General features: G+C 42.5%; 8 protein-coding genes. 7 read left to right on the top strand and 1 reads right to left on the bottom strand.

Annotated features, from left to right (window positions below):
* Positions 1-187 precede the first annotated feature (187 nt).
* The 7 genes from VF500_RS13700 (at position 188) to VF500_RS13670 (ending at position 11,578) form a co-directional block, all read left to right on the top strand.
* Entirely contained in the window at positions 188-1,204 is a 1,017-nt protein-coding gene (locus tag VF500_RS13700) for a GntG family PLP-dependent aldolase (protein WP_330860211.1), read from the top strand.
* A gap of 159 nt (positions 1,205-1,363) precedes the next feature.
* The gene (locus tag VF500_RS13695) at positions 1,364-1,915 is read left to right on the top strand and encodes a pyridoxamine 5'-phosphate oxidase family protein (protein WP_330860210.1); all 552 of its coding nucleotides are present in this window, start codon (positions 1,364-1,366) and stop codon (positions 1,913-1,915) included.
* Between the two features lie 178 nt (positions 1,916-2,093).
* Positions 2,094-2,690 (top strand): RNA polymerase sigma-70 factor, encoded by a 597-nt coding sequence (locus VF500_RS13690; protein ID WP_330860209.1) that lies wholly within the window; start codon positions 2,094-2,096, stop codon positions 2,688-2,690.
* Between the two features lie 101 nt (positions 2,691-2,791).
* Entirely contained in the window at positions 2,792-3,985 is a 1,194-nt protein-coding gene (locus VF500_RS13685; protein ID WP_330860208.1) for a FecR family protein, read from the top strand.
* A gap of 276 nt (positions 3,986-4,261) precedes the next feature.
* On the top strand, positions 4,262-7,663 hold the full coding sequence (locus VF500_RS13680) for a TonB-dependent receptor (RefSeq protein WP_330860207.1): 3,402 nt from the start codon (positions 4,262-4,264) through the stop codon (positions 7,661-7,663).
* Positions 7,664-7,688: 25 nt separating this feature from the next.
* A complete protein-coding gene (locus VF500_RS13675; protein ID WP_330860206.1) occupies positions 7,689-9,191 on the top strand; it encodes a RagB/SusD family nutrient uptake outer membrane protein in 1,503 nt (500 codons plus the stop codon).
* Positions 9,192-9,295: 104 nt separating this feature from the next.
* On the top strand, positions 9,296-11,578 hold the full coding sequence (locus VF500_RS13670) for a GH92 family glycosyl hydrolase (RefSeq protein WP_330860205.1): 2,283 nt from the start codon (positions 9,296-9,298) through the stop codon (positions 11,576-11,578).
* A 167-nt stretch (positions 11,579-11,745) separates the two neighbouring features.
* Here the strand turns inward: VF500_RS13670 and VF500_RS13665 are convergent.
* Positions 11,746-12,132: trimeric intracellular cation channel family protein (locus tag VF500_RS13665; protein ID WP_330860204.1), on the bottom strand; the 387-nt coding region annotated here is incomplete at its 5' end.

Raw genomic sequence — 12,132 nt, 5'->3', positions numbered from 1 at the left:
TAAGGAATAGGATGCTGTACCATTTATAAGTATGGTTTGCAGTGTCACAACATTCACCTGCCACCCAATGGCCGGTAGCAAAAAACTGTGCTTTTGTGGTAACAGTAACACTTAAAATACATAATAGCCGAAAAATAGTACGCATAAGATTTAGATATTTGGGTTTAAAAATATAAAGAAATATTAAATGCAACTCACTGTTGATTTACGAAGCGATACTGTAACCAAACCAACTCCCGGCATGCTCGAAGCCATGTGGAGCGCCAAAGTAGGGGATGATGTTTTTGGAGAGGATGAAACTATAAACGCGCTTGAAGCTAAAGCAGCCGCCATGTTTGGTATGGAAGCCGCTATCTTTTGTCCGTCGGGTACTATGACCAACCAGATAGCTATTAAATGCTTTACCCAGCCGCTTGATGAACTTATAGCGGACCAAACCGCGCATGTTTACCGGTATGAGGGTGGGGGCATAGCCTTTAACTCGGGGGTGTCAACCCGGTTATTGGAGGGTTACCGGGGGATACTTACACCCGAAATGATAGAGCCCGAAATCAATGCCGAAAATATCCATTACCCGCATACCAGTTTGGTGGTGTTGGAAAATACGGTTAATAAAGGCGGTGGCAGTTGCTATACGCTTGAACATATCAAACGCATTGCCAACCTATGCCAACAGAAAGGTTTAAAGCTTCACCTTGATGGCGCCCGGATCTTTAATGCGCTCACCCATACCGGCGATGCCGCGGTTGATTATGGAAATTACTTTGACGGTATTTCTGTTTGCCTCTCTAAGGGGTTAGGTGCACCTGTGGGTTCGGTTTTATTGGCTGATAAGGAAACTATCAAATATGCCCGCCGTATCCGTAAGGTATTGGGTGGGGGTATGCGCCAGGCAGGATTTTTGGCTGCTGCGGGGATCTATGCGCTCGACCATCACGTTGAACGCCTGAAGATTGATCATGCACATGCACAGATCCTGGGTGAGGAGTTAAGCCGCCTGCCATGGGTAAGCAATGTGGTCCCGGTTGAAACTAATATCGTTTTATTTGATACAGTCGAACCGGCTGCTACTGTACTGGCTAAACTTGCTGAAAAAGGAATTAAGGCCAGTGATACGGGCAAAAATAGGATCCGTTTTGTAACGCATTTAGATGTGCATGCCGAGCAGGTGGAATACGTTGTGGGGATACTGAAAGGATTGTAATTTTCTTTTTCAGCTATATAATACGAATTTACAAATTGATAAAAAGAGGCTTCAGCCTGATTATTCAAAGCGAATTTTGGCTGAAGCTTCTTATTTAATTAACACAAGGCTAAAACGATTATGCTTATATTTGTGTATCGTTAATTAAAACCTTGTATTATGGGTAAATTTTTTAATGAGATACTTGATCACCACAAGGATTTCATTACCCATCAAAAGATCTTCTTTGTGGCCACTGCCCCGTTAATGGCCAATGGACATGTGAACCTTTCACCAAAAGACAACGCGAGCTTTCGGATTCTTTCCAACAACCGGGTAGCATATATGGACATTATAGGCAGTGGTAATGAAACTGCTGCACACCTGCTCGAAAACGGACGGATAACTTTTATGTTCTGCGCTTTTGACGGGCCTCCCAATATCCTGCGGTTATATGGCAAAGGTTACAGCATTTTACCCGATGATAGTAATGAAGAGTGGTGTGAGCTTTCTTCGTATTTCAATGCCCATATAGCCACCCGGCAAATTATCGTAGGTGAAATTGATATGGTACAAACCTCGTGCGGTTTTAGCGTACCTCTTTACGAGTATTTGGGCGAACGCGATTATGCCGTAAAATGGGCCGAAAAGAAAGGCGAACAAGGACTGGCCGATTATAAGCAGGAGAAAAACCGGGTTAGTTTAGATGGCTTACCAACTCCTTTGTATTGATAATAACGCTTTATTTAATACCTGTTTAATAGGTAAGCAAATTAGAGAATGTAAGCGTTTCATGCTTTTTTCAAACATTTTCAATTTTTCATAGTTATAAGGTGATTTCATCGATATAATTATTAATGCTGCAAATACTACGATTTTTATAATATTTGCAGCAACCATACATCAACCTATGTTTGAATTTACTCAGTCAAATGAGAAGGAACTGCTTATGCAAGTGGCTCAGGGTAATGAGTTTGCTTTCCGGCAGTTGTTTTCAGCTTACCATCAGCGTTTAGGCGTTCATATTCTACGTATAACCCATTCTGTTGAGCTGGCCGAAGAGGTTGTGCAGGATGTTTTTATGAAGATCTGGATGTGCCGCGAAACGCTTACGGGGGTTGATAATTTCAAGGCGTACCTGTTTGTAATATCAAAAAATCATGCTTTAAACTGTTTACGGAAAGTTGCCCGTGAGCAAATGCAGCTTAAAAAGCTGGAAGAAACCCGCATTGTACCTTTTAACGCCGAAGTGCAGGAAACAGACCAATACTATAATTTGATTGACGAGGCTATCAATCAGCTGCCGCCCCAGCAGCAAAAGGTTTACCTAATGAGCAGGCATAATCGCCTAAAGTACCACGAAATTGCCGATGAACTTGAGCTATCCCGTGAAACTGTTAAGAAATATCTTCAAATTGCTACTACTTCAATAAAAGACTATGTGCATGAACGCATGGAAGTTATAGCATTGGTAATGGCGCTAATCCACTTTTTTTATTTTTTTTAAAAAGTTAATACCCCCTTTTTTATCAGATCAGGTGTCATGTACATGAGATCTGCCCCAACTCACTGTAGCCAATTATACAGTTATACCGAAAAATATTTACTATGAGCGAACTTTACGCCCGGCTTGATTATTTATTTAACAGTTATTATAATGGCACCGCCACGCAGGCCGAGCGTGATGAACTTTTTGAGATCATCAACTCATCGGCAACTGATGTGGAGCTTGCTTCGGTTATACAGGAAGCCTGGGATAAGCTTGATGATCAGGGGCCTCTTTTTGACAGGGCCAAAAGTGAGGATATGCTTACCCTGATCTTACGTACCAATGCTGAACAATCCGTTCCCATCCCTGTAAAGAATAAAAATTTACCATGGAGAAGGTTGGGTGTTGCGGCTTCGCTTTTATTCGTTGTAGGCTTTGGCGCTTACATGTACAGCAATCAAAAAAAACAGGTTGTTACAAAAAAAATCATTGCCAAAACTCATCCTAAAAATGATGCTTTACCGGGCGGCAACAAAGCTGTTTTAACCCTGGCCAACGGTAAAACTATTACACTTGATAGTGCCCAAAATGGTTTGCTGGCACAGCAGGGAACTACCAGGATCAATAAAACCCGTAACGGTCAGCTGGTTTATGAAGCTGGTACTAATGCTGATGCTCCGGTTATAAACACTATTTCAACTCCGCGTGGAGGCCAGTATCAGCTGGTTTTGCCGGATGGAAGCAAGGTTTGTTTAAACTCGGCATCATCATTAAGTTTTCCAACCAGGTTTACGGGCAAAACACGTGAGGTCTCCATCACCGGCGAAGCTTACTTTGAGGTAGCTAAAAACGCGCAGATGCCTTTCAGGGTTAAATCTGATAACACAACAGTTGAGGTTTTAGGTACGCATTTTAACATCATGGCTTATAATGACGAAGCCGAAATGAAAACTACCTTATTAGAAGGTTCGGTGAAAATAAGCAATGGTACAGCAAGCGGCATTTTAAAGCCGGGGCAGCAGGCTGTGCTCAATAAAGCGGGCAGGCTGAAAGTACTTAACGATGTTGATGTAGATGATGAAATAGCCTGGAAAGACGGTATTTTTCAATTCAGAGATGCGGGGATAGATGCCATTATGAGGCAAGCTGCCCGTTGGTATGATGTTGAGGTGACCTATGAAGGCAAAATACCACAGCGCGAATTTACAGGCAGGATCTCCAGAAATGTCAAAGCATCCGAATTAATGAACATGCTTGGCTATGCCGGGGTGAAATTTAAAATCGAAGATAAGCGCATTACCATACAACAATAGCATAATTATTATACCTACTATATTAAGCAACCAATTGTTAACAATTTAAACAACCCTATGATGGAAGAAATACCTAAGATCATTTAGCCAGAACCCCTGGGCCCAAAATGGTAAAACGGTTTATCATGTGTTTAAACACCTGTATTGAAACCCCAAAATCAGCATATGAAAAAGCCGGGAAGTATTCGCAGTACATTCCCGGCCTAAATATCTGGGTCCCAAAAATCTACAATCGACGAATTGAAAGTTAATGTTTAACCCAAACTCTACAAACTTATGAATTTTAATTCTAAGGCTATGCCTTTGGCATGGCCCCAATTACGCAAATTTATATTGGCCATGAAGCTAACTGCCTTTATTATACTTGCGGCCCTTACCAATGTGAGTGCCAAAAGTTATAGCCAGATAGTTACTTTGCACCAAAAAAACACTACCGTTGAAAAAGTACTTCGCTCAATAGAAAAACAAACAGGCTATCATTTCATGTATGATAAGCAGGATGTATCAAAAGCCGGGGCTATCAACATTGAAGTTGCAAATGTATCTATTGAAAACGCGCTTGATCAGTGCTTTAAAGATCAACCGCTTACCTACAAAATTTTTGATCAAACCATCGTTGTAAAAAAGAAGGATGAGCCTGTTGTATCGCAGGTAGCCGTTGCCCCGATTAAGGTGGCAGGTACGGTAAGCGATGCCAAAGGCCCACTCCCGGGTGTTACTGTTAAGGTAAAAGGCACCAATGTTGGTGTGCAAACCGATGTTAACGGTAAATACACCATTAATGCGCCTGATGGTAACGGAACACTGGTTTTTACATTTATTGGTTATACAACGAAAGAGGTACCTATTGGTGGTAAAAGCCAGATCGATGTTGTTTTGGCAGAAGAGCCAAAAGCGCTGAGCGAGGTGGTTGTGGTTGGTTACGGTACCGCTAAAAAGGTCGACCTTACCGGTTCGGTAGGTAGCGTAGGCGCAAAACAATTACAGGAGCGCCCGCAAACCAATCTTGAGCAGGAGTTATCTGGTAAAATTGCCGGTGTAAACGTTTCAAGTAATTCTGGTGCACCAGGCGGAGCAACTAAGATCAGGATCCGTGGTTATAGCTCTATCAACACCAATACCGACCCTTTATATGTTGTGGATGGTGTAGTTTGGACAGAAGGCGGTAACGCTATCAACCCTAACGATATCGAAACTATCGACGTTTTGAAAGATGCGTCATCAACAGCTATTTATGGTACCCGCGGTGCAAACGGTGTAATTTTGGTTACCACAAAAAGAGGTAAAAAAGGCGGTACTATTTCTTACGATGCCTATATGGCCGTAAATCATATGTTTAAGGAAATACCTGTGCTTAACTCAAAAGAGTTTATGCAGGTTGAGGATATTTCTTACGCCAACATTAAGAAATATGATCCTACCGGCTGGGCTGCAGGTGACTATACCGACCGTAACCCGGTAACACAAAGAACAGCACTTATCGGTAAACTGTTCGACCAAAACCTGAACCCTTTGTATGACGTTGACTGGCAAAAAGCTACAACCCGTACTTCGGTAAGCCAAAATCATAACGTTTCATTCACCGGTGGTGCCGAAAATGTAAACTATGGTTTATTCCTGAACTATGCCGACGACGAAGGTATTATCATTAACAGCTACCTGAAACGTTATAACGTACGTTTAACTTTTGACAATCAAATAAAGCCATGGGTTAAAGTTGGCGCTACGTTAAATTATAACTACCAGGATGGCCGTAACCAGGATCAGGGCACCGGTGGTAATAACATTCCGCGTATGTTGATTGAGATGGTTCCTTTTATTCCGATTAGATACCCTGACGGAACTTATGGTAAGCGTACCGATTATCCAAACCTTGAAGGCGGTGATAACCCGGTAGCACGGGCAAACGAAATTCAATCACTTACCCGTAACCGTATATTCAGTGGTAATGGTTATTTGAATTTAAACATTATTCCTGGTCTGGAATTCCGCAGCGTTTTAGGCGTAACAACATCAGCCAATTATAACCCTGCTTCCCAAAGCGGCCTTGTTGGTGGCCCGGTTGCAGGACAAAGCTATAGCTCGGCTTCGATAGAGGAGTTTAACAGAACGTTTTGGCAATGGCAAAACTATTTCACCTACAACAAAACCTTTAATAAAGTACACAGTATAAATCTGGTTGTAGGTGCCGAACGTCAAAACTTTCAGCAGCTTCGTTTAAAAGGATCAACCGGTACATTGTCTGACGACTTTTACCAGTATTATAACCTTTCTGCGGGTATTGTACCTGACAAGCCTGAGTCTGGTTATGATGCATGGCAGATGCAATCGTTTTTCGGCAGGTTGAACTATAATTACAACGAGAAATACCTGTTAACTTTAACAGGTCGCGAAGACGGTTCGTCACGTTTCGGTACTAATAAAAAATATGGTTTCTTCCCGTCTGCAGCGTTTGCATGGCGTGCATCACAGGAAGATTTCCTGAAGGATAATAAAACTATATCCGATTTGAAATTCAGGTTGAGTTATGGTTTAACCGGTAACTCTGAAATTGGTGAGTACCGTTCACTGGCAAATATCGGAACAGTTGGCTATGCTTTCGGCGGTAACAGTGCAGTAGGTACTACTCAAACTTCAATTGGTAACGAAGATCTGCAATGGGAAAAAACAGCCGAGTATGACTTAGGTTTCTCATTAGGCTTATTTAACAACCGTTTAAATATTGAAGCGGATGCTTACCTGAAAAAAACAAAAGCATTATTGTTAAATGCACCACTGCCTGAAACAAGTGGTTTTAACGCGGTTTATAAAAATATCGGCCGCTTACAAAATAAAGGTTTAGAGTTTACCATAAATGCAACTCCAATAAAAACTCAGGACTTTACCTGGAATTCGACCTTCAATATCTCATTCCTAAAAAACAAGATCCTTCAGTTAGGTGCATCTAATGATGATATCTTTCTTGATCCAACTTTCTTGTCGCAATTTAACCTGATGCGCGTTGGTCTGCCGGCCGGTAGTTTTTACGGCTACAAAGTGCTTGGAACCTGGGGAACCGCTGAGGCTACCGAAGCCGCTAAATATGGCTTGTTACCTGGAGACCTGAAAATACAAGACACCAATGGCGATGGCAAAGTGAGTGCTGCTGATAAAGTGATTCTTGGTAAATCAATACCTGATGGCTACGGTACTTTCAGCAACAACTTTCGTTACAAAAACATCGATTTAGGTGTGGATCTGCAGTTTAACTACGGCAACCAGATCATGAACCTTACCCGTCACTCTGGTCAGGACCGTACAGGGCAGGCAAACAGTTACGCAACTGTATTGAACGCCTGGACGCCAACTAACCAAAACACCAGCATCGCCGAAGACAGGCCAGCCTACGTGCGTTACCAAACTGAAATTTATTCAACCAAAGTTGAGAGCGGTAACTTCATTCGTGGCAGAGCTGTAACACTTGGTTATACCTTTAATGACAATATTCTTAAAAAGTTAAAATTAAGCCGTTTAAGGGTGTATGCACAGGCGCAAAACCTGTTCCTGATAACCAAATATACCGGTTATGATCCTGAGGTATCAACCTACAATGCCTCAAGTAACTTTACACAGGGTATCCAGTTTTACGATTATCCGAAGCCTCGTACCTTCCTGTTAGGTGTTAATGTTAGTCTATAATTAAACAATGTTAAAATATCATACTATGAAATTTAACTTTAAAAAATACAGGGTAGGTGGTCTTTTGCTTATCCTTGCTGCTACTGTAAATAGTGGTTGCAAAAAATATCTTGATGAACAAGCCAAAACAGATTTCGTTAAGAATAATTATTTCACCAGCTCAAACCAGGCGCAAACCTTTGTAAATGGTTTGTATAACATCATGTATTTTTTCCAGAATGGTGATGCTTACGGTGAAAGCCCGTTCATTACAATGGAGTTATTTGCTGGTCATGCTACTTCATTAGGGCAAAGTGTTAATAATGGTAACGTAATTCACCAACGCACCGATGCTGTTAACCCAGGTTTTGAAACCGTATGGTCAAATTGCTATAAGGGTATTGCCAATGCAAATCTTGCAATCGAAAATATCCCTGGCATATCACCTATGGATGATGGATTAAAAAAGAAACTGATAGGAGAGGCATATTTTTTCAGGGCATTTTATTACTATCACCTGGTTAGGTTATATGGAGATGTTCCTTTGATAGTTAAAAGTCAAAGTGTAAGCAGCCCTGATCTATATCCTTCACGTACGTCTGTAGCTGATGTTTATAAACAAATCATCAGCGATTTGCAGGCCGCTGAAGCATCAGGTATGCCAAATACAGATGCAACCGGTCGGGTTTCGTTAGGTGCGGTAAAAACTTTATTAGCCAGCGTTTACTTAACAACTGCCGGTTTCCCGCTAAAGCAAACCGAAAATTATGCTAAAGCTGCATCTGAAATTCAGCCGGTTTTGGGTTGGTATTCGTTGTTTACCGATTATGCATATTTGCATGATAATGCTCATAAAAATCAACAGGAGTTAATTTTCCAGATCAATTACCTGGTGGGTACTAAAACTAATGCTATTCCTCAGTTAACTATTCCGTTTAACCTGTTAGTTGGTGCCTATGGCGACCACCTTGGTGCCATGATCCCTACCAATCAATTTGTAGCAAGCTACGAAGCGGGCGATCTTCGTACACAGGAACGTCAGTTTTATTTTTCAAGCTATCCGCAGTACGGCAACCCAAATAACATTATTCAATTTGGTGAGCACGCGCTTTATAAATATTTCCAGGTTGAAAGCGCTGCTCAAAGCGGCAACAGCGATGAAAACTGGACTTTATTGCGTTTACCGGAAGCTCAGTTAATTTACGCTGAGGCATCAAACGAGGTGAATGGCCCCACTGCCGACGCTTATGCGGCAGTAAACGCTATTCGTACGCGCGCCAAACTGGCTGCTTTGAGCGGCTTAACTAAAGATACCTTCCGCCAGGCTATCTGGAAAGAGCGTTATCATGAGCTTGCTTATGAAAACAAAGCTTACTTTGATATGCAGCGTACCCACATGGCGTACCTGCCGCAATCAAATACTTTTGCCGATCCTACTGCTTCACAAACAGAGCAGAATGTAACCTTTAAAGCACAATATTACCTGTGGCCAATACCGCAGCGTGAGATCAGCACTAACAGTAAACTAACCCAAAATCCGGGTTGGTGATTGTATATTGCAAATAATACACATAAAAGACTGGCCATATCAAGCCAGTCTTTTATATTTACGGCTGGTAAAACGTTTCACCAAATATTAATTACATTAAAACAATGAAAAAAGCCCTTGCACTTATCACATCCGTGTTGTTGGCATCGGGTACTTTTGCTCAGCAGGTAAATAAAGTTACCGACCCTGTTGAATACATCAATACGTTGATGGGTACCGATTCGCACTACGATCTTTCAAATGGTAACACTTATCCTGCTATTGCCCTGCCATGGGGGATGAACTTCTGGACACCGCAAACCGGTGTTATGGGCGATGGGTGGGCGTACACTTATGATGCGCACAAGATCCGCGGATTTAAACAAACCCACCAGCCATCACCATGGATGAACGACTATGGCCAGTTTGCAATTATGCCGGTTACCAAACACGCGGCAGTAGGGCAAAATAAAAGGGCAAGCTGGTTCTCGCACAAAGCGGAAACCGCTAAACCATACTATTACAGCGTATATCTGGCCGACCATGATGTAACTACTGAAATTACGCCAACCGAGCGTTCAGCACAGTTCAGGTTTACCTATCCTAAAACTGATAGCTCATTTGTAGTTATTGATGCTTTGAATAAAGGCTCGTACGTAAAGATCATGCCCGATCAAAAAAAGATCGTAGGTTACTCAACCAAATACGCACGTGGTCCGCTTAAAAACTTTAAAAACTACTTTGTTATTTATGTAGATAAGCCGATCACCTATGCGCATACTTTCAGCGATACTACCCAGGCCGACGGTTTGGAGCTGAAAGCCGAACATGCCAGCGCTTTAATAGGCTTCAAAACCAATCAGGGCGAAAAGGTTCATTTGCGTGTAGCTTCATCATTCATCAGTATTGAACAGGCCGAACTTAACCTGGAGCGTGAGCAGGGTAAAGACAGCTTTGATGTAACCTGCCAGAAAGCAAAAGCCGTTTGGAACAAAACCCTTAACCACTTACAGGTTGAAGGTGGCTCTGTCGACCAGATGCGTACCTTTTACTCATGCTTTTACCGCATGGTGTTCTTCCCGAATAAATTGTATGAAATAGACAAGGATAACAAGATCGTGCACTACAGCGCATCAACAGGTAAAGTGTTCCCGGGTTATAAGTTTGCCGGTACCGGCTTTTGGGATACCTTCAGGGCTTTATATCCTTTCCTGAACCTGGTTTATCCATCTATCAATAAAGAAATGCAGGAAGGCCTTATTAATGATTACAAAGAAGGCGGCTGGTTGCCTGAATGGTCAAGCCCTGGTTATTCGGCGGTGATGATCGGTAATAACTCGGCTTCTGTTGTTTCTGAAGCTTACCTGAAAGGTTTGCGCGGATATGATATTGGCACTCTGTGGGAGGCATTGGTACATGGTGCAAATAATGCCGGCCCGCAGGCAACAGGCAGGCAGGGAGTGGAGTACTATAACAAATTAGGGTATGTACCTTATGATGTTAAAATAAACGAGAATGCTGCCCGCACGCTGGAGTATGCTTATGACGATTTTGCTATCTATAAATTAGGTAAAGCGCTTGGTAAACCAGAGTCGGAGATCGGTATTTACAAAACAAGGGCTATGAACTATAAAAAGCTGTTCGACCCTGAAACCAAATTAATGCGGGGTAAAAACCAGGACGGTTCGTTTGAAAAACCATTCAGCCCTTTTAAATGGGGTGATGCTTTTACCGAAGGCAACAGCTGGCATTACAGCTGGAGCGTTTTCCAGGACATGCAGGGCCTTATCGATCTGATGGGCGGTCGTCAGAAATTTATCGTAAAACTTGATTCGGTATTTAGCATGCCGCCGGTATTTGATGATAGCTATTATGGCGAAACCATCCATGAGATCCGCGAAATGCAGATCATGAACATGGGGCAGTATGCACATGGCAACCAGCCTATTCAGCACATGATTTACCTGTATAATTATGCCGGTGAGCCATGGAAAACCCAATTCCATGTACGCGATGCCATGGAAAAACTTTACAAAGCCACACCTGATGGTTACTGCGGTGATGAAGACAATGGTCAAACATCGGCATGGTATGTGTTTTCGGCCATGGGCTTTTACCCGGTAACCCCGGCCAGCGATCAATACGTATTAGGTACGCCGCTATTCAAGAAAATTACGTTAAACCTTGAAAACGGTAAAACTGTCGTGATCAATGCGGCTAACAATAGTCCGGTTAATAAATACATCAATACATTAAGCGTTAACGGAAAGCCGTATGATTTAACCTGGTTAAGCCATTCGGAGCTTAAAAAGGGCGCGGTGCTTAACTTTAACATGGCACCTCAGCCCAATAAAACAAGAGCTGTGAAAGTGAGTGATGTGCCGTATTCGTTGAGTACGGAGAAGTAGCCCGAAGCCCACTAAAAGGGGGAACAATGGTGTGGATATTTTTACAGCAAAGGCGAGGTGAAAACCTCGCCTTTGCTGTTTTATGCAGGACTGCCGCGGGCTTTCAGCCCGTGGTGAGCAATCATGTCAGCTTTCAGCTGACGTAATAGTAAATCCGAAATCCGAAATCAATGCCATTCCTCCCGGTACACAAACTTGGGCATTTGCCAGTTGTATTTGATAGAGAGCAAACGCAGCGCCAGGCCAATAGCACAAGCTATTACAATAGATATCCCGGCGGGAGCACCTAAATGTTCAATTCCTAAGTAAAAGGCCCCGGTAACAATCGATGCGCTGGCATAAACCTCCTTACGAAAGAGCAAAGGGACTTCATTACATAATACATCGCGCAGTACGCCTCCCGCACAACCTGTTATCATGCCGCTCAATAAGATGATGATAATAGGGAGATTGATCTGTTCTGCTATTTGGCAGCCGATAATGGTAAATACCACTAATCCCAAAGCATCGAGGTAGAGGAACAGTGTTTTCATTTTGGTCATAAGGCGGGCAAT

Source organism: Mucilaginibacter sp., from assembly GCF_036383575.1.
Classification (GTDB): domain Bacteria; phylum Bacteroidota; class Bacteroidia; order Sphingobacteriales; family Sphingobacteriaceae; genus Mucilaginibacter.
The sequence above is the reverse complement of the archived record's forward strand: the minus strand, read 5'-3'. Positions and strand labels throughout refer to the sequence as shown.